This is a genomic window from Cyclobacteriaceae bacterium (genome assembly GCA_013141055.1).
Lineage (GTDB): Bacteria > Bacteroidota > Bacteroidia > Cytophagales > Cyclobacteriaceae > ELB16-189.
The window spans coordinates 2,520,113-2,541,778 of the sequence record JABFRS010000001.1; the positions used below are offsets into that span (position 1 = coordinate 2,520,113).

Consider the following 21,666-nt stretch of genomic DNA (forward strand, 5'->3'; position numbering starts at 1 on the left):
TTGACTACATTTTCATAACCTAACCTCACCCAAATGGAAAAATCTTCGTTGACCACAACGTTAATGCCTATTGCACTCGGCACGATCATGCTGGGATTAGGGCTTTCACTCTCCATTGCTGATTTTAGAAGAGTAACACTCTATCCCAAGGCAATTACCATTGCAATGGTTTGCCAGATGATATTGCTTCCAGCCCTGTGTTTTGGATTGGTGATTGTTTTTAAACTGGAACCTGCATTGTGTGTAGGCCTTATGCTTCTCTCCGCTTCACCGGGTGGTGCTACCGCCAATCTTTACAGTCATCTTTCGCACGGAGACGTCGCACTGAACATCAGTCTTACCGCAATCAATAGTGTTCTGACATTATTTACGCTTCCACTGATCGTGAATTTTTCTCTTTCCTATTTTATGAATTCGGATCAATACGTTCCGATGCAGTTTATAAAAATTGTTGAAGTCTTTGCGGTAGTTCTTTCTCCTGTATTGATAGGAATGCTCATCCGAAGCAAAAAACCTGCATTTGCTGCCAGAATGGATAAACCTGTCAAGATCCTTTCAGTACTATTCTTATTGCTGGTAATCATCAGCGTAACCTTAAAAGAGAGAAATCAATTGGCTGATATGTTTGCATCACTGGGTTTGCCTGTGCTTTGCTTCAATCTTCTCAGTATGCTGATGGGATATTATCTACCAATGATATTTAAAGTTGAAAAGAAGCAAGCCATTGCTATTGGATTGGAGATTGGGATTCACAACGGAACGCTTGCAATCTACATTGCGCTGAATGTTATCAATAATTCCTCGATGTCCATACCTCCGGCGATCTATAGCCTGATCATGTTCGTGACTGCGGCTGCTTTTGGATTTTTAGTGAATGTCGGGCGGAAAACGGTTTAGTCAGGAAATTATGGTGTGTTCACTTCGTTAAATCCTTCTGCATGATCTGTCCAGCTCATCGGATAGTTCTTATCAACAAACTCCTCTGCATCAGTTGTTAGAAACAGTGGATGGAATGTATCCAGCATTACTGCCAGCTCTTTTGTCTCTTTAGCGCCAATGCTTTTCTCTACTGTTCCAGGATGTGGTCCATGCGGCAATCCGCCAGGATGAAGGGTGAATGATCCGCGTTCAATGCCTCTGCGACTCATGAAATTTCCCTCTGCATAATACAGAACTTCATCACTGTCGATATTGCTGTGATTGTAAGGCGCAGGAATCGAAAGAGGATGGTAATCAAATAATCTTGGTACGAAAGAGCAGATCACAAAATTGCGGCCCTGAAACGTCTGATGTACTGGTGGCGGCTGATGAATACGTCCGGTAATCGGTTCAAACTCATGAACGGAAAATGCATAAGGCCAGAGAAATCCGTCCCATCCAACGACATCCATGGGACTGTAATCATAGACATACTGATGCAAATGACCCTGCTTTTTGATCTTCATTAAAAATTCTCCCTTGCTGGTATCCGGAGGTGTTTCGACGGGTGGGCGGATATCTCGTTCACAGTATGGAGAATGTTCTAATAGTTGACCCAATTGATTTCTATATCGCTTCACAGTTTCAACAGGAGAAGTTGATTCAATGATAAGCAACCGCAAAGGCCCCTCGTTAAATTCAAGTTTATAAATTACAGTGCGTGGAATAACTACATAGTCCCCTTGTTTAAACTCAATCCTGCCAAATTGCGAGATCAATGTTCCGCTTCCATCATGAATGAAGAGGACTTCATCACCTTCAGCATTCTTGTAGAAATAATCCATCTTCCTGTTCTTTGGTGAACAGATTGCCATTGAACAATCATTGTTCATCAGCAATACTTTTCTTGCATCCAGGTAATCATCACCAGTGACACCAACTTTCGAAGTGTTCAAATGTGTTTGACGCAAACCATACTCTTCGAGTTTTTTTGGTCCGTATTTAACAGGATCCTTTAACATTTTGATCCTGGTCGGAGGATTGATATGATACAGGATTGAATAGATCCCGGAAAATCCTTCTGAGCTTACTACTTCTTCCTTGTAAAGACTTCCGTCAGGCTGACGAAACTGAGTATGGCGTTTGGGTGGGATTTTTCCGAGTCGATGGTAATACATAATTAGACTGAATTAGTATGTGAAGCTACGAAAAACAACATTATCAGCTTGCAAATTAGCAGCAGGCACTTGTTGTTAAAGCTTCATTACGTGCATCAGCAATTCGCAATCACGCCGAAAAGCGCTGATGCAGTCAAATTACATTTTGCTCCTGTTCAAATCAGGTATCCGATCAAACAGTTTTATTGCCTGCTCAAGAACTTCATTGGATTGATTGTAGATAGGATAGAAACCGTCGTTGCCCCAGATCTTGCGGGCGATTTGAGCCTTGATGTGGATCTGAAAAGCTCTTCTGTTTTTTGCCATATCCTTATAATCAGGTTTTACCTTGTTCGACTCCCCAACTTTTACAAGTTGCTGAAGGATTACATCATCAACATTGAAATTCCTGTAATACTTTTCGTAACCCATTTTTGTCAAAGATTCTTTATTCTTATCAGCATAGGTGAAAGTAAATTCCTGAATGGAGTTTGATCTGTCAAGCTCACTGAGATAGCGACTGTTTAATGTGGTATCGAGAGGAACAAAATAATCCGGCATAATGCCACCGCCACCATAGACAGTACGACCGTTGAGAGTAGTATATTTCAAAGAGTCGTTGAATTTGATGCTATCCGCATTGAAGAATTCACCGTGACGGTATCGCTTTAGCATGTCTTTGGAATACTCTTCCATATCCACATAAGGTTTTTGAATCGAACGACCACTCGGTGTATAGTAGCGTGAAATGGTTAATCTTAATTCCGACCCATCGCTCAAATCAAACGGTGATTGAACAAGTCCCTTGCCGAATGATCTTCTGCCAACGACCAATGCTCTGTCGTTATCTTGCAGGGCTCCGGCAACAATTTCAGAGGCAGATGCGCTACCTTCATTAACGAGAACGATCAGGTCACCTGTTTCAAAGTCTCCTTTTTTAGTGGACATCGCATCCGAATTGTACCGGGAATCTTTTCCTTTTGTGAAAACAATTTTTTTACCTTCTGAGAGAAATTCATCGGCGAGATCAATCGCCTGATTCATATATCCACCGGGATTGCCCTGAAGATCCAGCACAAGTTTCTTCATTCCCTTGCCGCGCAGATTTTCAAGTCCTGCATGAAATTCTTCAAAAGTTGTTTGAGAAAAACGATTGATCTTGATGTATCCTATTTCATTGTCAATCATATAAGATACATCCATTGAATGTTGAGGAATCTTATCTCGTATGATTGAAAACTTAAGAATCTCTTTTACATTTTTCCTTATAACTTCAAGTTTTGCTTCTGTTCCTTTCTGCCCCTTCAGCAATTTCATCACCTGTGGATTAGTCAATCCGACATTTGCAATTGCTTTGTCACCAACTTTAATAATCTTATCTCCTGGATGTAATCCAACTGCCTCTGACGGGCCGCCGCTCAAAGCAGAGACGACAACAAGTGTATCATGGAAAATGCTGAATTCAATTCCTATCCCTTCAAAGTTTCCCTGAAGATCCTCATTGGCTTCAACTCTATTGCTGATGGGTATATATGATGAATGAGGATCAAGCTTGTCAAGCATATGTTGAATAGCATCATCCACCAGAATGTCGGTCTGGGTCGTGTCGACATATTCATTTTTGATGAGACTCAGCACCTCCCGGAACTTCTGAATGTCCTCTCCGGACGATTTTCCAGGTACCTGAATAGAGGTAGAATTGATGCTGCTACCGATCAGAACGCCTGCTGCCAAACCAATGCATAAAACCAGTGGAAGGGCGATCTGACGCGGGTTGTTTTTAACTTCTTCGCTCATAGGATTAAACTTCCTTTCTAGAACGTCAAAGATGCGCCAAAGTTCAGATTCGAGGAAACTGGCCCAGAATGAATATTGCAGAAGGGCGGCCCTATTTTTATATTTACCCTTCCATGGAAAAAACCGGGCTTAGAAATAGGAGAATCGCTGACCTTGTCGAGCAGGACAATGTCAGGGCCTATGTGCTGTATTATTTCGGTATACGGTTCTATGAGTATTCCGAAAAGACGCTTGAGGAGGTTTGTCATCTCAGGGGACTGAAACTGGATCATGTGGTCCGCCAGCTGGAATCGCCTACTCATGCTCTTTCTGAGGAAAGCCTTCCATTGCTTTCATATCCGATCGATCTGATCATCGAATACCTTAAGCACGCACACTTTCTTTTCATAAAAAGAAAACTTCCCTATATCTCAAGATTAGTGGAAAGCTTTAAAGCAGATCATTCATCCTATGAATCGATTTCAAAAGATCTGAAAACTCTTTTTCCTCTTTTTGTGGAAGATTTTGTTCATCATATCTATGAAGAAGAGGCCACGCTTTTCAGATACATCAAGTTTTTGGACAAAACGGATAGGGGAAAATATAATCCATCGAAGTTATTCTATATGATGGAACGACATTCTCTTCAGCGCTTTGCTGTTGAGCATGAAGTTCACGATGATGAGATGGAAGGCATTCGTAAGATCACACAGGATTATAATGTTGACGCTCACACACCACTTCATGTGCGCGTGATTTACACCGAACTCACCGAACTTGAGAAAAGTCTGCAGGTTCATGCAAGGATTGAGAATGAAATTCTTTTCCCGAAAGCAATGATGCTGGAGAACAAGATCAAGACTTCATTCATGGAGAAGATCAAGTTCAATTGATTGACTCAATTCTCTTAATTTAAAATCTTAATGGCAAGGATTCTGGCAATCGATTACGGATTGAAACGTACTGGCATCGCTGTCACGGATGTTAATCGAATCATTGCAACCTCACTGGAAACAGTGGAAAGCCCCGGCCTTATAAAATTTCTGGAAGACTATTTTAAAAAGGAAGTCGTTGATCAATTAGTGTTGGGAATGCCTAAACGCCTTAATAATGAAGATACTGACATGACTCCTCATGTCAGAAAATTAATGGAATTGCTGGCTCAGAAATTTCCAGATAAACCCGTTGCCCTCATTGACGAGAGATTCACAAGCTCGATCGCACTTCAAACCATGATTGATGGCGGAATGAAAAAAAAGGAACGCAGGGTAAAAGGGAATGTCGATAAGATCAGCGCCACACTGATCCTCCAGTCCTACATGAACTCCCCAAAATAGATTACGGGCCTTCATCACCTCAACACTTTTTTTCTACCTTTGTGACTCATCAGCTCACTGAAAAATGGTTTACCCCATCGTTATGTACGGAGATCCGGTTTTGCGAAAACGTGCAAAAGAAGTAGAAAAGGGTTCAATGGACATCAAAGCTTTTGCGGCTGACATGTTTGAAACAATGTACGCGGCTCATGGAATAGGTCTTGCTGCTCCACAAATTGGAAAGAGCATCCGTATTTTCATAGTGGATGGTACAACACTGGAAGATGTTGACGATGATATGACCGCTTTCAAAAAGATATTTGTAAACCCTGAAATCCTGGAGGAAACAGGTGATGAGTGGCCTTTCGAAGAAGGTTGCCTCAGCATTCCCAATATCCGTGAAGATGTTAACCGTCCTGAGAAATTAAAGGTCCGCTATTATGATGAAGAGTGGAATCAAAAGACAGAAGACTATGATGGAATGAAAGCACGCATCATTCAACATGAATATGATCACCTGAATGGTAAAATGTTTGTTGATTATCTTTCACCTTTGAAGAAACGCATGCTGAAAGGCAAACTCACCAACATCAGCAAGGGAGATGTGGATACTGAATACCGCATTCTTGCTCCATTGAAAAAGTAATTCTTACTGTGTGTATTGGATATGACGAAGCTTGGATTCGTCCGGAACCTGTATAGTAAGATCTCCATTGACGCGCACCTGACAGGCAAGGCGTTCGCCTTCCTTTAAAAGACCTTCTTCTTTATACTTTTTTTCGGCGTGGGTAATTCCGCTGAGGTTTTCCATGCCTTGCCGAACTGCCATTTTACAGGTGGTGCATCTGCCCTTTCCGCCACATTCGTGCATCCAATCGATATAGTTGGTTTGGAAGTGATAAAGGGCTGTTTTATTAAGCTCCCGCACTTCTACTTCTTTTTGTCCGAGATTTTCTATGATTATCTTTACCATCGTTCAAAAAATATTCTTACCCGGATTGCCGCATGGATGAAAAAATCAGTTTAAAGGCCCTGGAGGATTACAGTGACGACTACGCCTCTAAGGTAACAGCTTCTTTCTTTTCTTCTAAAGAGAAAATCACAGGGGCTGAGATCCTCAAAGTATGCGATGTTCATCAGATCAATCTATTCATCATACGCGAACTTCTCCATGTCTGGAAGCATGAACTTCAAAAACTCAGAAGTCCTTTCTTTGATTATTCTGCTCCTCAGGTTGCAGAATCATTATCAAAGTTTCAAAACCTTTTATCAAATCATATTTCAATTTCAAGAGAAAACTTCCAGCCGTTGCTGAAGAAAGCTGTTCATCAGACTTTGTTTCTCATTCTGGATCCTTATGATTTTTATTCCGAAACCCTGGACAATGGCCTTGGTGGTCAGTTGAAAATAGAGGATTTAAAGAATGAAGTGAAGTATGTGAAGATCAACAATACACCACTTCAAAATCTGTTGAAGACACTGGATGAGAAAAAACTCTCCACAATTTCTGGTAACGAAGCATTTGCTTTGCTGGATCGGATCCTGGAGGAAGTAAATTTCACCCCAGAGGAAATTGATGCGTACGTCACGAAATTCTCTACCATCACTCCCTTGGATGTTGAAAAGCTTTATGATAAGAAAACCATAACGATTCACACACCGCCTCATGTAAAATCTGACATTCCAAAGATTGAGCCGGAAAAGAAGGAGATTCCTAAAATAGAGGTGAAACCTGTACAGCCTTCAATAAAAACGGAACCAGTCAAAGTGGAGGCCGTGAAGGAAGCGCCAAGGAAAGAAGAGATTAAGCCTCAGCAGGTTTCTGCGTCGGCACTAATAGATCAGTTACCTAAAAGCACCCAGACTTCTTTGGTAGAAGACTTTCAGAAAAGGAAGAAGATCAAGGACATCCTCACGATCAATCAGAAATTCATGTTCACCAAAATTCTTTTTAATGGTGACTTTGAATTATTCTCCGCTGCTGTTGACAGACTTGATGAATTGGATAATCTATCCCAGGCTAATTCCTACCTCACAAATAATTATCCAGAGTGGAGCAAAGAAAGTGAGGAATACCAGGAATTTATAGAACTGGTGGAAAGACGATTTGCCTGACAGTCTAAAGACGCTGAAGCATCTGACCACGATGAGCGTCCAGCTTCAAAAGAATAAATAGCAGGGTTGTAAATCCCCATAAGGATGATCCACCGTAACTGAAGAAGGGGAGAGGAATTCCGATAACAGGAAACAATCCAATCGTCATTCCAATATTTACCGCAAAGTGAAAAAAGAAAATGCTCGCGACACTATATGCATAGACACGGGCGAACCTGCTTTTCTGTCGCTCAGCAATAAAAATGATTCTCATTAAAAGCACAACGAATAGGGACACTACGATCAGGCTTCCCAGCCAGCCGTGCTCCTCACCAATTGTACAGAAAATAAAATCAGTGCTTTGTTCAGGAACAAAATCAAACTTTGTCTGTGTCCCTTTTAAAAATCCCTTGCCGAAGAATCCACCGCTTCCAATTGCAATTTTTGATTGAGTGACATTCCACCCATAGCCAAGAGGATCAGCATCGGGATTGATAAGCGCTTTGACACGATTCTGCTGATGTGGCTTCAATACATCTGTGATCACATAGTCAACACTCTCAATGACACCCATGATCACAATGGCGCCAATCGTAAGGAGCACAATGCGCTTTAACTTCTTTTTTCCAAAGCCAATTAAAATTGCCAGAATAACAATAATAGCAGCGTGCAAGTAAAGCTGATTCGGAATGAGAAGCGTAAGAACGAAAATTGTTGCGGCACAGATGCCGACAATCATCAGGAATGGCGACATGCCTTCGCGAAAGAATACCAGAATGAAAGAAGTAAAAACTAGTGCTGTTCCGGTGTCTTTTTGCAGCAGGATCAGGAACATCGGTATACCGATCATTCCAAAAAGGAAGGCCTGATTGCGCAAATTGTCCATTCTAAAGCCAACAGAACCAATGTATTTGGCTACCGCCAGGGTGACGATAAACTTTGCAAACTCTGATGGCTGTACTCCAAATGACCCCACCCCAAGCCATGCTTTATTTCCACCAACTTCTTTACCAACGATCGGTACCAGAAAGAGCATGACGACAATAATTCCGTACAAAACGTAAGCAAAAGTTTCATAGAACCTGACATCAAGAATAACAATGCCGGCGATGATAATGAAAGAAGCAAGAATGAAAAGCAGCTGCCTCCCGGAATTCAGGTCAAGACTGAAAATGGGTTGATGAACCCCTTCATCATACACGACTGCATAGATGTTGATCCATCCCAATAACACCAGGGCCATGTAAAGACCAATGGTGGGCCAATCAAGACTACCCGATATGTTATCTTCTCTTTTCAATGTTTAACTACATCAAGAAATTTTCCGGCCTTCACATACTGTTCAATGTTGGGACGTTCAGTGTGACCCAGTAAATATTTTTCAATCATCAGGGAAGCAATGGAGGCAGCAGCACGACCACCTTGCCCGTTATCCTCAACGTAAACAGAGATTGCGATTTTTGGATTATCACGTGGTGCGAATGCTATGAATACACCGTGAGAAGGAAGAGGATCATTTTGTACAGTCCCTGTTTTCCCACAGACAATAATATCCTTGAGCTTTGCGCGAAGTCCTGTTCCTGACTCCACCACATTTTGCATGGCATCAATAGCGATCAGGAAATTAGCAGAATCAATGGTGGTGTAATGACGCTCTGTATATTTTGGAAGAGGCTTGCCTTCTTTACCAATGGTCTTCACAATGTGCGGAGTGTAGTAAAATCCACGGTTTGCTACTGTTGCCGCAAAGTTTGCCATCTGCAAGGGCACCACAAGATTTTCTCCTTCACCAATTGCGATGGAATAAATATTTGAGAATTTCCATGGACGATTATTGTAGGCGCGATCATAATATTCCGGAGTCGGAATGTTTCCATTTTTTTCATTTGGAAGATCAATGCCCAAAGGTTTGCCAAAGCCAAAGCTCATGATATGCTTATCCCACTCAGCGAGACCAATGCGTGTATCCTTAAATGGATCGTTGATCTTTCCCTGATTGAGCATTCTTCTTAAGACATTATGAAAGTATGGGTTGCATGAGTTTGTAATCGCGCCACGAAGGTCTTCATTTGAATGAGCCCCGTGACAACCAATGATGGATCGATCACATCGGATTCTGGTTTCGGGAGTAATAACGCCTTCTTGCAGGGCGGTCATTGCCTGAGCAATTTTAAAAATGGATCCTGGTCTGTACTGAGCCATTAACGGCCTATTGAATAATGGCTTGAGAGTATCACTGCTGATCAATCTGAAATTAGAACTGTATTCTTTTCCAGTGAGCAGATTTGGGTCGTAAGATGGTCCTGATACTAATGCAAGAATCTCACCTGAAGAAGGTTCGATTGCGGCCACACTTCCTGCAAGACCTTCCATGAGAAACTCACCATATTGCTGCAAATCGAGATCGATACCAGTAGTTAAATTTTGCCCTGGTACGGAAAGAGTATCATAAGCGCCATCTTTAAAAGAGCCTTTTACAATACCTTTTACATTGCGCAATTTGAAGCGTACACCCCTTTTTCCACGCAACTGTTCTTCATAGAACGCCTCAATTCCACTTTGTCCGACATAATCACCCTGACGATAAATTTTGGTAGCATCATTCTCCAAACGGGTCTTGCTGATCTCACTTACATAACCCAATGCGTTTGCCAATGCTTTTGAAGAATAAGCCCGGGTGGTACGTGCCTGAACATAAAATCCAGGGAATTCATCAAGATAATCCTGAACTCTTGCAAAGTCAGTGTTGGAAAGCTGATCGAGAAAGAGAGTTGGCTTGTATCGGGAATATTCCTTCCTCGCTTTCATCTCCTTAAACTTCTTTTTCAGATCCTCCTGTGACATCTGAAAGACTTCGCAGAATCTTGCAGAGTCAAAATTCTTGACATCTTTTAAAAGAACATCAAGTTTGTATTCTGGTGTATTATAAACAATCAGCTTTCCGTTACGATCACTGATAAGACCGCGAAAAGGATATTCGACCTGAGGTAAAATGGCATTACTATCGGCTAACTCCGCATAACGACTGTCCAGCACCTGAATAAAGAAAAGCTTGACCAGGAATACTACGCTGATCAGCACAATTGCAATTTGAAAAATTTCTTTTCTTCCTTCGTTCATCGTCTTCTGTCAAAAGAAAAATATTGCAAAAATAAAATAACGATCATGGTGAATGTCACACTCGTGATCACTTTCAACATCGTGAACCAGAAGATTCCAAATCCACCGGCTTCTGTGAAGAACAATACAAAGTGGTGTACAAATACCAGCGGCACAGAATAAACCATAAACCATTGCAGGCCATTCACAGCGAGTGTTGGACCTTCACCCGCATCGTATCCACCCTGAGGAGTGATTGTTCCTAACCAGTAGTTTCTTATGTACGCAATGAAGACAAGACTGAAAGCATGTAATCCAAGGCTATCATAAAAGACATCGATCATAAATCCCAGGAAAAACGCAATGCCCATCAGGATCAGCACATTCGTTTCAATAGGAAGAAGTAGAATAAAGGCGACGTACAGAAAGCAAAAAGTAGTGTTGAATAAAACCAATTGTTTGAACAACATCACCTGAACCAGCAGGTAAAGGATGAAATAAATTCCAACGAAAATTCCAGAGCGGTTCATTTCGGTATTCCTACAGTTGTTTTCTCCAATGAATCAAGTTCTGATTTCAATTGACTCTTGATGATCTTCACAAATGATAATCTTCTAAAATCCTGAGCGAGCTCCACGCGGATATCATAAAACAAAGCCTCCTCTTTTAATTTGACCTCACTCACAATTCCAATCAATACTCCAGGAGGAAATACTCCGCTATATCCCGAGGTGACAACGGTATCACCAACAACGGGCTGGACGTGTCTTGGCACATAGAGCATGTTTGCAATTCGTGGATCTGTTCCGTCCCATTGAGTGGTTCCGAAATTCGCAGTGCGTTTAAGAACGCTGGAAACCTGCTCATCAATATTCAGAATAGAGATGAGAACCGAGAAATGTTCCGACACGGATTTTACCTTCCCAACAGCCCCTGAAATGCTGATAGCGGCCATTCCAGGCTTTATTCCGGAATCTGATCCCCGGTTAATGGTAATATAGTTTTTGAATTGTGCCACAGAATTATTGATCACCCTTGCACTGACAAAATCATAGCGGACCATCAGGCTATCCGTTTTTACAACGGTGGTTCCAGTGGGTTGGGCTTGCCTTTCCAACTGGGTTCTTAACTGAGCATTTTCACGCCCCAACTCTTCATTTATTTGACGAAGGGAAAAATATTCACGGGTGCTTTGAGAGAAACCAAGAAGACCTGCGGCGAGGCGATTGGATGAATTGAAAAATTTTGTGCTCTGGTATTGATTATTCTGAACCAATAACCAGGCACAAAAAAGTTCTAGGAATAAAAAAGTAAAGAAAGCCCTGTACTCGTAGAAAAAGTTAAGTAATCGCTGCATGAAATCATGTCATCAATACTTTGCGATAATGGTTCAGATTCTTCAGAGCGGCTCCTGTGCCACGCACAACAGCACGCAATGGATCATCAGCAACGTGTATCGGCAATTTTGTTTTTAAAGAAAGACGCTTATCCAGACCGCGAAGCATCGCACCACCACCGGTGAGATAAATTCCGCGCTCATATATATCAGCAGAAAGTTCAGGAGGTGAAAGCTCGAGTGCTTTCAATACGGCTTCTTCAAGCTTGGAAATAGATTTATCAAGAGCAAAGGCAACTTCGCTGTAAGAGATTTTAATAGTTTTAGGAATGCCGGTCATAAGATCACGACCACGGATTTCATAATCATCCGGACCGTCATCGAGCTCCGTCAATGCCGAACCTACTTCGATCTTCACACGCTCTGCTGTTCTTTCTCCGATAAGCAGATTATGCTGGCGGCGCATGTAATCCAGAATGTCACGGTTAAAAGTGTCTCCTGCAATACGGATAGACTGATCACAAACAATACCGGAAAGAGCAATGACTGCTATGTCAGTTGTACCCCCACCGATGTCAACGATCATATTTCCGATCGGTTGTTCAATATCAATACCAATTCCAATAGCTGCAGCGATTGGCTCATGGATCATATATACTTCTTTTGCATTTGCATGCTCAGCAGAGTCACGCACAGCACGCTTTTCTACTTCTGTGATAGCAGAGGGGATGCAGATAACCATTCGAAGGGAAGGTGGAAAAAGGCGACGGCCTGTATCAATCATCTTGATCATGCCACGTAACAGCATCTCTGCAGCATGGAAATCGGCAATAACACCCTCTTTTAAAGGACGAATCGTTTTAATGTTGTCATGGGTCTTCTCATGCATCTGCATGGCTTCCCGACCGATGGCAAGTACCTTGCCTGTGAGTTTGTCAAGAGCAATGATGGAGGGTTCGTCCACTACCACTTTGTCTTTATGTATGATTAAGATGTTTGCTGTACCCAGATCAATCGCAATGTCACTGGTGAAGAAATCGAAAAGTCCCATTCGTTATAATATCCTCCGTTGAATGCTGTTAAAAATCGCAACAAAATTACGTAAATAATCAGGTGATTTGATGGAGGTTAGGAGCTTTTTCGATATTAGTTTTTTAAGAGTGATTAAAAGAGATTTTTTAATCCTATTGATCGCCGGAATGACACCGGTTTCGACAGGCTATTCACGAAGTAGAGATAACAAACAAGTATCCTCTTTTGAGAGATGTTACAAGTTTGAAAGTATTTTGTAAGCCGGTGGATTTCTTATCAGAGTCATCACGGTTTTGTCCCAGGTCAACGATACTTTGGCTTAGGACATCAACCACATGGGTCTCAATAGTCAGTTCAGTGAGATATTTCAGAGTGTTTTCAATGCACTACCAGGTCCATACTAGGTTCTGACTAGGTCTTAACTAGGTTCTGACTAGGTTCTAACTAGGTCTTAACTAGGTTCTAACTAAGTTCAAACCAGATCCAGCCTGGGCGATTTAGCTGATTTCAGGCCTGCAAATGTTATCGATTATGCCCAAATCAGGTTCAGAACAATGAATGCTAATTCGTGAACCCCTCTACTTATAGGGTGTTTTAAAACACACGGTGAGTTGCCTCCGATCCTATTAATGCTTGAAATGCCTGAAACCAGTGAAGGCCATCGCCATATTATTCTGATCGCAATAGTTAATTGAATCCTGATCCTTGATGGATCCACCTGGCTGAATAACGGCCCTTATGCCATGTTTATGGGCTATTTCGACGCAATCCGGGAATGGGAAAAAGGCATCGGAAGCCATCGCTGCACCTTCCAGTGAGAAGCCGAATTCCCTGGCTTTTTCGATCGCTTGCTTCAATGCGTCAACGCGACTCGTTTGGCCCACCCCACTGGCCAGCAATTGACCCTCCACCGCCAGGATAATTGTATTCGACTTGGTGTGCTTGCAGATCTTACTGGCAAACAGAAGAGCCTTTTCCTCAGAGTCTGTAAGGGACCGTTTTGTGACGACTTTAAGATCTTCCTTGGAATCTGTTTTCCAGTCATTATCCTGTTGAATTACTCCGTTGAGGAGGCTTTTAACTTGTTTGGTACTTGTAACCGGTTGCTTTTGGGTCAGGAGAATCCGGTTCTTCTTTGATTTGAGAAGGGCTAGAGCATCTTCTGTATAGGAGGGGGCAATGAGGATCTCAAAAAAGAGTGAGTTAATCGACTCAGCGGCCGCTAAATCAATAGTCTTGTTGGCAGCAAGTACGCCGCCAAATGCAGAAATGGTATCAGCGGCGAAAGCTTTCAGGTACGCCTCCTTTATTGAGCTGCCAGTTGCCACACCGCAGGCATTTGTATGCTTGATAATTACGAAAGCTGTCTCATCCTTGAACTCCTGAACAAGATTTACGGCAGCATCAACGTCTACAAGATTATTATAGGATAACTCTTTTCCATTTAACTGCTCAAACATTGCGTCGAGATCACCATAGAAAACACCTTTCTGATGAGGGTTCTCACCATAGCGAAGTGTTTTGCCGGTTTGCACACTTGCTTTAAAGCTTGGTATGTTTTGTTCCTGATTAAAGTAATTGAAGATCGCACCGTCGTAGTGAGACGTGACGTCAAATGCCATGGCTGCGAAATGTTTCCGGTCGCTGAGTTCCGAACTTGCATTCTTTGATTTCAATAGATCAAGAACTTCCGCATACTGATTTCTTGAAGAAACGATCAAGACATCATTAAAATTTTTGGCAGCACCACGAATGAGGGCAATTCCACCGATGTCTATCTTTTCAATGATATCATCTTCCGACCCACCTTTTGAAACAGTTTCCTCAAAGGGATATAAGTCAACAATTACAAGATCAAGTGGCCCAATATTATACTCGGAAGCCTGTTTCACATCAGTGGCATCTTCTCTCCGATATAAAATTCCACCGAAAACTGCAGGATGAAGTGTTTTTACCCGACCACCGAAAATGGAAGGATATCCAGTAAGCTTTTCGACAGGAGTAACTTTATGGCCTAACTTTTCAATAAAGTCCTGGGTGCCTCCGGTAGAAACAAATTCAACTCCATGCTGAGCCAAAGTCTGAATGATAGGTTCCAGATTGTCTTTATAGAAAACGGAAATCAAGGCTCTTGTGATTTTGCGGGTAGACATAGGGAAAAATTAAGGTGCAAAACTAAGAGGATTTCCGGCAGAAGGGATTCATTTCCCTGGCAGATTTCCGTTGATTTAATACATCCCATTCCTTGATAATTCAAACGGATGCACTTGTATTACCCGGTAACAGAAATGTATTCAGATTCAATCTTGCTGAATCTCAAACTTATCTCCGTCCAGATAAGCCGGAAACTTGTCCCTGTATTCTTTAAGAGCCTTCCCACTTAAGATCTGTGTGTTGATCGTCTCAGCTTCTTCAGCAGAGTAAAGTGTTTCACCTTTTGGGCCAATGACAGCAGAATGTCCGCTGTAGGGAATTTCTTTTCCATCGCTGCCTATCCGATTTACACCGACAACATAGGATTGATTTTCTATAGCGCGGGCCCGAAGTAAGGCATCCCACGCAGATACACGGGCTTCCGGCCAGTTGGCAACATAGATCAGAAGATCGTACTCCATTTTATTTTCACCCTTGTTCCATGTATTACGGCTCCAGACAGGGAAACGAAGATCATAGCATACCAGCGGACAGATGTTCCATCCTCGCCATTGACCTATGAATTTATTTTTCCCCGCAGAGTAAACTGTGTTCTCTTCCCCCATACGAAACAGATGCCGCTTGTCATAGGTATTAAAATTTCCGCCGGGTTCCATCCAAAGCAATCGATTAAAGAAATTTCCATTTTCTTTCACTATAAAGCTTCCAATGATAAGTGCGCCACTTTGATTGGCCATTTGCTTCATCCACTTGAAGGTGTGTTGATTCATGACTTCCGCCAATGCTGGTGCATTCATTGAAAATCCTGTTGAGAACATTTCCGGCAGAATGATCACGTCAGTCGATTTCTCAACTTTCCATATCTTCTCTTCAAACATAGCAAGATTGGCCACTTGGTTTTCCCAGTGAAGAGGTGATTGAATAATGCTTATGGAAAGATCTTTCATAGTAGTTTAAAACTTTCTAAGGATTTCGCCTGCTCTTTGTAAAGTGCTTTCGCTTTTTGCGAAACAAAACCTGAGAAGATGATGATCGCTTCCGTCCTTATAAAAGGCAGAAATCGGGATGGAAGCAAGTTTATGCTCACGTGTCATCCATTCAGCCATCATCGTGTCTGATTTATTGGAAATTCCTTTATAAGAGAGTAATTGAAAATAACTGCCATGACAAGGCAATGGTTTAAATGATGATCCCTTTATCTGCTCAAGAAAAAAATCACGCTTCTTTTGAAAAAACTCTCCGAGGTGTATGTAGTGATCTGGATCTTTCATGTACTCGGACAATGCCATTTGTACCGGGGTATTAACACTGAAGGTAATGAACTGATGTGCTTTGCGGATTTCTTTTGTCAAAGATTCTGGAGCAACAGTATAACCTACCTTCCATCCTGTTGCATGAAAAGTTTTTCCAAACGAAAATACGGCTACACTCTGAGAAGCCAGACCAGGATATCGCAGAACACTTTGATGAACAAGTTGATCATAAATAAGCCTTTCGTAAACCTCATCACTCAGAATAATTAAGCCATGCTTAAGGACTATCTCTTCAAGTGTTTTAAGATCACTTTCTTTCAAAACAGCTCCTGTTGGATTGTGAGGAGTGTTGATCATGATCATTTTCGTCCTGAAATTTATTTTAGACCTGACAACATCCCAGTCAATTGAAAAGTCAGAAGAATTTAAATTTATCTGAACTGGAATGCCACCATTTAAAACCACTGCAGGAGCATAGGAATCATACGATGGGTCGAACATGATAACTTCATCGTTAGCGTGAATAAGTGCGGCAATAGTTGAGAACAAAGCTTCGGTTCCGCCAGCGGTGACGATTATTTCAGATTCACCATCAGTGGGACGCTGGTATGTTTTCATCACTACTTCTGCGATCACATTCTTGAGAACCGGAAGTCCAGGCATGGGCGCATATTGATTATGACCCGCCAGCATGTTTTGGTGAATAAGATCAATCAGTTTGGGAGATACCGGAAAATCCGGAAACCCCTGTGACAGGTTGATGGCACCCTCCTCAACAGCCATGCGCGACATAATGGTAAAAATCGAAGTGCCGGTATTGGGAAGTCGGGATGTTAAGTTGAGGCTCATAAATAATCAGATTTCAAAGTTATCGAATCGACGGTAACTATTTCTTCAAGACGATTAACTTGCGGTATGTTCATCGAACCTCAGTTAGGGAAAAAAGAGCCGGGAGGGCGCGCAGGCTGGATTGAAGTGGTGTGCGGATGCATGTTTTCAGGCAAAACGGAAGAATTGATTCGCCGCCTCAATCGGGCTTTGATTGCAAAACAGAGGGTGGAAATATTTAAACCGACGATTGATAAGCGTTACCACGATGAAAAGATTGTTTCTCATTCGTCCCGTGAGATTCGTTCAACACCTGTGAATTTCGCCAATGATATTTTATTACTGGCAGGAGATTGTGACGTTGTAGGGATTGATGAAGCTCAGTTTTTTGATGAGGCCATTATCGATGTTTGTAATCACCTCGCGAATTCCGGAAAGAGAGTCATCGTTGCCGGATTGGATATGGACTTTGAGGGAAGGCCTTTTGGTCCCATGCCCCAACTTCTGGCGATTGCTGAATTTGTCACCAAAGTACATGCGATCTGTGCTCAGACAGGGGAGCTGGCTTCGTTTTCTTTTCGTCTGGCAGAAAACAAATCACAGGTTTTACTGGGTGAAAAAGATGCATATGAAGCACGAAGCAGAAAATCTTTTATTGAGGGAATGAATGAAAAAGAGAAAGAGTGACAATCTTTAATCTATTCATCTTTGATCGTTAATCTTTTAGTTTTCAATTTCTGCAATGCTTCATAAAACGCGCGGTGTTGTCTTTCGTCTTACCAAGTACGGTGAGACTTCTATCATCGTCAGCATCTTTACTGAACTTTTTGGATTACAGAGTTACATTGTCAATAGTGTCCGCACTAAGTCCTCAAAAAATAAGATAGCACTCTTTCAACCTTTGACTTTGCTGGACCTCGTCGTTTATCATCGCGAGAATGCTGATATTCTTCGCATCAAGGAAGTAAAAGTTCTGTATGCATATCAAACAATCCATCATGACATTCGCAAATCTGCTATTGCCATGTTCCTCAATGAATTTTTAAACAGATCCGTTAAAGACCAAAGTCATGCTGAAGAGATATGTGAATTTTTAATTCAATCATTGAAAGCGCTGGATGAGATTTCCCAACCTGAAAATTTTCATTTAATATTTCTTATCAGGCTTAGTCGCTTCCTTGGATTTGGTCCGCAAACCACGGAGGAGGTTTTGGGAGTCTGGCTCTTGAGTAATAAGGAGGAATCTACCTTAAAGGAACTTTTGGTGGCAGAATACGATACTCTGATTCAGATGAATTATACCAGTCGTAAGAATCTTTTGGAGGCATTGCTGCGATTTTACAGCACACACATTGATAATTTCGGTGAGATAAAATCGATCCAGGTCCTGAAAGAAATGTTTAATTGACATCTTTGTAAAAATTATTGAGCATTGAATCCCTTTTTGACCTCCAGCCGCATTATTGTAACCTGTAAAAAACGCTTGTCCACATATGTGAAGCAGGAGGTGGAGGAGTTGGGATTTACCGTAGAAAGAAGTTTTTCAACGGGTGTGGAGCTCAGAGGAACAATGAATGATTGCATTCGCCTCAATTTGAATCTGAGATGTGCAAGTCAGGTACTTTACTCTTTGGATAGATTTCGTGCTACAAATCCGGAGGATGTCTATGACAGAATGATCCGCTATCAATGGGAAAAACTTATTCCTGAAGATGGTTACATATCGGTTACGAGCAACGTAGACAACTTTACAGTGAATAGTGATCTATTCATGAACGTAAAAGTCAAAGATGCGATAGCGGACCGGATCAGAAGAGAAACAAGCAAGCGCCCCGATTCAGGACCAGAGTTAGAACACACTGTGATTAATTTATACTGGAAGGAAGAAGACGCAGAAATATTCATTGATACCTCTGGTCATACACTGGCCAAACACGGATATCGTAAAATCCCAGGCAAGGCACCGATGCTGGAAGCGCTGGCAGCGGCAACATTAATAGCATCGAAGTGGGATCGCAAAACACCTTTTGTCAATCCGATGTGCGGATCATCAACCATTGCGATTGAAGCATTATTGCTGGCGACCAATCGTCGTCCAGGATTATATCGTAATAACTATTCATTCATGCATGTGAATGGTTACGATAAGGAAGTTTATGATTCTGAATTCAAAAAAATTGAAGAGCAGATAATTGAAGTTCAGGGATTAGAAGTAATTGTAAGTGATTTGAGTGAGGACGCCATTTTCATTTCTAAGATCAATGCAGCAGAGGCGGGTGTGGAACAATTGATGAAGTTTTCTGTTTGTGACTTTGAATCAACAGAGGTTCCGGCGGGTCCTGGGGTTATTTATTTTAATCCTGAATATGGCGAGCGCCTTGGTGAGTTCTCGGAACTTGAAGAGACCTATTCAAGGATAGGTGATTTTCTGAAGAAGAAATGTCAGGGTTATACAGGCTACATTTTTACAGGTAATCTGGATCTTGCAAAGAAAATCGGACTTCGTGCCTCTAAAAAAATAGAATTTTATACCAGTCAGATTGATTGCAGACTGTTGGAGTATGAACTCTATTCTGGAAGCAAGCGAGAAGAGCGAGCTCCTCAAAAGGAATACAAGGGAAAATAATTAACCTTCTTTGATCTCCAGGCGAAATCCTACACCGTGATAATTCGCAATCTCTATGGATGAATCCTCTTTGAGGTATTTACGGAGTTTCGAAATAAACACATCAAGACTTCGGCCCATAAAGTAATCGTCTTCGCCCCAAACCGACTTCAGAATGTCCTCACGTTTAAGCACGCGATCCTTGTGGAGGCAAAGCAATTTTAAAACGTCAGTTTCTTTTTGAGTAAGGGTTTTGGAGCCCTTGTCATGAACGAGTTTGAGATTACTATGATCAAAGGTGTATTTACCCAGAGAAAAAACATCTTCGGTGGCAGGAGTGGGAGCGGTTCTTCTAAGGAAAACTTCAACGCGAAGAAAGAGTTCTTCCATGCTGAAAGGTTTTATAATATAATCGTCACCGCCAGCCTTAAAGCCAGTAATCTTGTCTTCAAGCATAGATTTGGCAGTTACAAAAAGAATCGGGATCTGTTGATTTTTCTCCCGGACAGTTTGAGCGAGAGAGAAGCCGTCTTTTTTTGGCATCATTACATCAAATATGCAGAGATCAAAAGCCTTCTGATCAAAAACTTTCTGACCCTCTTCTCCATTCACACAGAGTGTAACGTCATACCCCTTCACAGAAAGGTTGTCTTTGATAACAAAACCTAAACCCGGATCATCTTCAACCAGGAGAATTCTTGCGCCCATTTGTTATTTATTATTTGGAACAGAAATGGTAAAACAACTGCCTCTTCCAAGTTCACTCTTTAAAGTGATCTTTCCTCCATGACCTTCTACAATTAGTTTAACGTAATTTAATCCCAACCCAAATCCTTTTACATCATGGATGTTTCCGGTGGAGACTCTATAGAATCTATGAAAGATTTTTTTCTGCTCATCGTTGGCAATACCAATTCCATTATCCTCTACAGAGAGCACCAGATGATTATTCTGATTCCGGGTGCTGATGGTTATTTCAGGTGATTGCTCATTATACTTTATAGCATTGTCCAGCAGATTGTAAATAACATTTGTAAAGTGAAGTCTGTCAACATTGAGAACCGGGTTTAAGGCATTCAATTCAAGATGAATGGTTCCGTTTTTTGATTCGAGTGAGATGTTGATGTTATTGACGACTTCATGAATGGCCTCATGAATATCGACCTCCTGTTTCTTAAGATCGATTGCTTCTTTATCAAACTGAGCCATTTGAAGAACGCGTTCCACTTGTTGCTTTAAGCGGTGATTTTCATTCTGAATGATGGTTGCGTAGTTAAACAATCTTTCTGGTGAATGAATGATGCCTGGATCTTTCAATACTTCTGAGGAGATGGCGATAGTTGATATCGGCGTCTTGAACTCATGGGTCATGTTATTGATGAAGTCTTTCTGAACTTCTGAAAGTCTGCGTTGTTTAAGAATAACAAACATGGTGTAGACAAAGAAAAAAATCACCACCAGCATAACAATGGATGAGAATCCCCAAATTCCCATTTGGCTGATAAGATTGGCTTGAAGGTGAGGGAATTGAACCGCAAAATAGTATCCGTCGTTTTTTAGCTTCGGAGTAACAGGAAAATTGGAAATGGTTTTAACTTTTTTTGGAGAGATGTAATTGCCGCCCACCATGCATTGCTCAGAGCAGTCGTAAATCCCGTACTCAAAGTCAGCGCTTACATTTCTTCTTTCAAATTCAGTTACCAGTAAGTACTCAAGTACGTTGGCATCGATGGGTCCATTCACCAGGATGACAAAATAATTAGTGGATAATTGTTTTACCGGATTGTTTCCAGGGGCGGGAGTTTTGTTGATCTCAAAAATTTTCTGAGCGACACCATTCAAAGAAGTGTTGACGTCGCGATAGAATTGGTTCTCACGCAAGTCAAATGCTTTGCGTACCCAGTACACCTGTGTAAAGGTGATTCCGAGGATGCTCAGGGCGGCGAGAACAATTACAATTCTGAGGGTAGTGCGACTCACCTTGTAAAGGTAATTCGTATTTATCCACGCCCGGAGGGTTTAACAAGTCATTAACATCAATTATAACTTCGTTAACAGCAAGGCCCGGATTTTGATACGACGTTTGTATCGTTCGGTC

The 21,666-nt window shown here is 41.7% G+C and carries 21 protein-coding genes; 8 read left to right on the top strand and 13 right to left on the bottom strand.

Going from position 1 to position 21,666, the window contains the following annotated elements; genetic code table 11:
• The first annotated feature begins 33 nt into the window (after positions 1-33).
• Positions 34-897 (top strand): bile acid:sodium symporter family protein, encoded by an 864-nt coding sequence (locus tag HOP08_11305; GenBank protein ID NOT75510.1) that lies wholly within the window; start codon positions 34-36, stop codon positions 895-897.
• An 8-nt stretch (positions 898-905) separates the two neighbouring features.
• Here HOP08_11305 and HOP08_11310 read toward each other — a convergent pair whose 3' ends face one another.
• Together HOP08_11310 and HOP08_11315 are read right to left on the bottom strand one after the other, a co-directional pair.
• Complete coding sequence (locus HOP08_11310; protein NOT75511.1) at positions 906-2,099, bottom strand: homogentisate 1,2-dioxygenase; 1,194 nt, start codon at positions 2,097-2,099, stop codon at positions 906-908.
• Positions 2,100-2,234: 135 nt separating this feature from the next.
• Positions 2,235-3,872, bottom strand: coding sequence for a S41 family peptidase (locus HOP08_11315; GenBank protein ID NOT75512.1), 1,638 nt, complete (start codon positions 3,870-3,872; stop codon positions 2,235-2,237).
• Positions 3,873-3,985: 113 nt separating this feature from the next.
• On the opposite strand from HOP08_11315, the gene HOP08_11320 reads away from it, so the two are divergent.
• From HOP08_11320 to HOP08_11330, 3 genes are all read left to right on the top strand, one after another.
• Positions 3,986-4,744, top strand: coding sequence for an iron-sulfur cluster repair di-iron protein (locus HOP08_11320; protein NOT75513.1), 759 nt, complete (start codon positions 3,986-3,988; stop codon positions 4,742-4,744).
• A gap of 30 nt (positions 4,745-4,774) precedes the next feature.
• A complete protein-coding gene (gene ruvX / locus HOP08_11325) occupies positions 4,775-5,188 on the top strand; it encodes a Holliday junction resolvase RuvX (protein NOT75514.1) in 414 nt (137 codons plus the stop codon).
• A 64-nt stretch (positions 5,189-5,252) separates the two neighbouring features.
• Positions 5,253-5,813 (top strand): peptide deformylase, encoded by a 561-nt coding sequence (locus tag HOP08_11330; GenBank protein ID NOT75515.1) that lies wholly within the window; start codon positions 5,253-5,255, stop codon positions 5,811-5,813.
• Between the two features lie 3 nt (positions 5,814-5,816).
• On the opposite strand, the gene HOP08_11335 is transcribed toward HOP08_11330, so the two are convergent.
• Positions 5,817-6,140: a (2Fe-2S)-binding protein gene (locus HOP08_11335; protein NOT75516.1), complete on the bottom strand. Its 324-nt coding sequence runs from the start codon at positions 6,138-6,140 to the stop codon at positions 5,817-5,819.
• A 32-nt stretch (positions 6,141-6,172) separates the two neighbouring features.
• Between HOP08_11335 and HOP08_11340 the strand changes: the two genes are divergently transcribed.
• Positions 6,173-7,282, top strand: a complete 1,110-nt coding sequence (locus HOP08_11340) for a hypothetical protein (protein ID NOT75517.1) — start codon at positions 6,173-6,175, stop codon at positions 7,280-7,282.
• Positions 7,283-7,286: 4 nt separating this feature from the next.
• Here the strand turns inward: HOP08_11340 and rodA are convergent, their stop codons facing one another.
• The 8 genes from rodA to HOP08_11380 all read right to left on the bottom strand — a co-directional run bounded on the left by rodA (position 7,287) and on the right by HOP08_11380 (position 16,984).
• A complete protein-coding gene (gene rodA / locus HOP08_11345; protein ID NOT75518.1) occupies positions 7,287-8,561 on the bottom strand; it encodes a rod shape-determining protein RodA in 1,275 nt (424 codons plus the stop codon).
• The gene (locus HOP08_11350; protein NOT75519.1) at positions 8,558-10,381 is read right to left on the bottom strand and encodes a peptidoglycan glycosyltransferase; all 1,824 of its coding nucleotides are present in this window, start codon (positions 10,379-10,381) and stop codon (positions 8,558-8,560) included. Before HOP08_11350 ends, rodA begins: the two co-directional genes overlap by 4 nt.
• Positions 10,378-10,890, bottom strand: coding sequence for a rod shape-determining protein MreD (mreD, locus tag HOP08_11355; protein ID NOT75520.1), 513 nt, complete (start codon positions 10,888-10,890; stop codon positions 10,378-10,380). Before mreD ends, HOP08_11350 begins: the two co-directional genes overlap by 4 nt.
• Entirely contained in the window at positions 10,887-11,717 is an 831-nt protein-coding gene (mreC, locus tag HOP08_11360; GenBank protein NOT75521.1) for a rod shape-determining protein MreC, read from the bottom strand. The genes mreD and mreC overlap by 4 nt, the downstream gene beginning before the upstream one ends.
• Positions 11,718-11,721: 4 nt before the next feature.
• A complete protein-coding gene (locus tag HOP08_11365; protein NOT75522.1) occupies positions 11,722-12,747 on the bottom strand; it encodes a rod shape-determining protein in 1,026 nt (341 codons plus the stop codon).
• 607 nt (positions 12,748-13,354) lie between these two features.
• Positions 13,355-14,881, bottom strand: a complete 1,527-nt coding sequence (gene purH / locus HOP08_11370; protein NOT75523.1) for a bifunctional phosphoribosylaminoimidazolecarboxamide formyltransferase/IMP cyclohydrolase — start codon at positions 14,879-14,881, stop codon at positions 13,355-13,357.
• A 147-nt stretch (positions 14,882-15,028) separates the two neighbouring features.
• Positions 15,029-15,829: an amidohydrolase gene (locus HOP08_11375; protein ID NOT75524.1), complete on the bottom strand. Its 801-nt coding sequence runs from the start codon at positions 15,827-15,829 to the stop codon at positions 15,029-15,031.
• A gap of 6 nt (positions 15,830-15,835) precedes the next feature.
• Positions 15,836-16,984 (bottom strand): aminotransferase class I/II-fold pyridoxal phosphate-dependent enzyme, encoded by a 1,149-nt coding sequence (locus tag HOP08_11380; GenBank protein NOT75525.1) that lies wholly within the window; start codon positions 16,982-16,984, stop codon positions 15,836-15,838.
• A 66-nt stretch (positions 16,985-17,050) separates the two neighbouring features.
• Between HOP08_11380 and HOP08_11385 the strand changes: the two genes are divergently transcribed.
• The 3 genes from HOP08_11385 to HOP08_11395 are packed head-to-tail and all read left to right on the top strand — an operon-like array spanning position 17,051 to position 19,589.
• Positions 17,051-17,650 (top strand): thymidine kinase, encoded by a 600-nt coding sequence (locus HOP08_11385; protein NOT75526.1) that lies wholly within the window; start codon positions 17,051-17,053, stop codon positions 17,648-17,650.
• Positions 17,651-17,705: 55 nt separating this feature from the next.
• A complete protein-coding gene (gene recO, locus HOP08_11390) occupies positions 17,706-18,371 on the top strand; it encodes a DNA repair protein RecO (GenBank protein ID NOT75527.1) in 666 nt (221 codons plus the stop codon).
• Positions 18,372-18,395: 24 nt separating this feature from the next.
• Positions 18,396-19,589 (top strand): class I SAM-dependent RNA methyltransferase, encoded by a 1,194-nt coding sequence (locus tag HOP08_11395; GenBank protein ID NOT75528.1) that lies wholly within the window; start codon positions 18,396-18,398, stop codon positions 19,587-19,589.
• Here HOP08_11395 and HOP08_11400 read toward each other — a convergent pair whose 3' ends face one another.
• Both HOP08_11400 and HOP08_11405 read right to left on the bottom strand, forming a co-directional pair.
• Positions 19,590-20,276, bottom strand: coding sequence for a response regulator transcription factor (locus tag HOP08_11400; GenBank protein ID NOT75529.1), 687 nt, complete (start codon positions 20,274-20,276; stop codon positions 19,590-19,592).
• 3 nt (positions 20,277-20,279) lie between these two features.
• Positions 20,280-21,548 (bottom strand): HAMP domain-containing histidine kinase, encoded by a 1,269-nt coding sequence (locus HOP08_11405; GenBank protein ID NOT75530.1) that lies wholly within the window; start codon positions 21,546-21,548, stop codon positions 20,280-20,282.
• Positions 21,549-21,666 lie beyond the last annotated feature (118 nt).

What these genes read in the sequence shown, in the direction of transcription:
- HOP08_11385 (NOT75526.1), top strand. Translation starts at nt 17,051, where the DNA reads ATGTTCATCGAACCTCAGTTAGGGAAAAAAGAGCCGGGAGGGCGCGCA.
- HOP08_11320 (NOT75513.1), top strand. Translation starts at nt 3,986, where the DNA reads ATGGAAAAAACCGGGCTTAGAAATAGGAGAATCGCTGACCTTGTCGAG.
- HOP08_11365 (NOT75522.1), bottom strand. Translation starts at nt 12,747, where the DNA reads ATGGGACTTTTCGATTTCTTCACCAGTGACATTGCGATTGATCTGGGT.
- HOP08_11330 (NOT75515.1), top strand. Translation starts at nt 5,253, where the DNA reads ATGGTTTACCCCATCGTTATGTACGGAGATCCGGTTTTGCGAAAACGT.
- HOP08_11340 (NOT75517.1), top strand. Translation starts at nt 6,173, where the DNA reads ATGGATGAAAAAATCAGTTTAAAGGCCCTGGAGGATTACAGTGACGAC.
- HOP08_11335 (NOT75516.1), bottom strand. Translation starts at nt 6,140, where the DNA reads ATGGTAAAGATAATCATAGAAAATCTCGGACAAAAAGAAGTAGAAGTG.
- mreD (NOT75520.1), bottom strand. Translation starts at nt 10,890, where the DNA reads ATGAACCGCTCTGGAATTTTCGTTGGAATTTATTTCATCCTTTACCTG.
- recO (NOT75527.1), top strand. Translation starts at nt 17,706, where the DNA reads ATGCTTCATAAAACGCGCGGTGTTGTCTTTCGTCTTACCAAGTACGGT.
- HOP08_11305 (NOT75510.1), top strand. Translation starts at nt 34, where the DNA reads ATGGAAAAATCTTCGTTGACCACAACGTTAATGCCTATTGCACTCGGC.
- HOP08_11380 (NOT75525.1), bottom strand. Translation starts at nt 16,984, where the DNA reads ATGAGCCTCAACTTAACATCCCGACTTCCCAATACCGGCACTTCGATT.
- HOP08_11350 (NOT75519.1), bottom strand. Translation starts at nt 10,381, where the DNA reads ATGAACGAAGGAAGAAAAGAAATTTTTCAAATTGCAATTGTGCTGATC.
- ruvX (NOT75514.1), top strand. Translation starts at nt 4,775, where the DNA reads ATGGCAAGGATTCTGGCAATCGATTACGGATTGAAACGTACTGGCATC.
- HOP08_11315 (NOT75512.1), bottom strand. Translation starts at nt 3,872, where the DNA reads ATGAGCGAAGAAGTTAAAAACAACCCGCGTCAGATCGCCCTTCCACTG.
- mreC (NOT75521.1), bottom strand. Translation starts at nt 11,717, where the DNA reads ATGCAGCGATTACTTAACTTTTTCTACGAGTACAGGGCTTTCTTTACT.
- HOP08_11375 (NOT75524.1), bottom strand. Translation starts at nt 15,829, where the DNA reads ATGAAAGATCTTTCCATAAGCATTATTCAATCACCTCTTCACTGGGAA.
- purH (NOT75523.1), bottom strand. Translation starts at nt 14,881, where the DNA reads ATGTCTACCCGCAAAATCACAAGAGCCTTGATTTCCGTTTTCTATAAA.
- HOP08_11400 (NOT75529.1), bottom strand. Translation starts at nt 20,276, where the DNA reads ATGGGCGCAAGAATTCTCCTGGTTGAAGATGATCCGGGTTTAGGTTTT.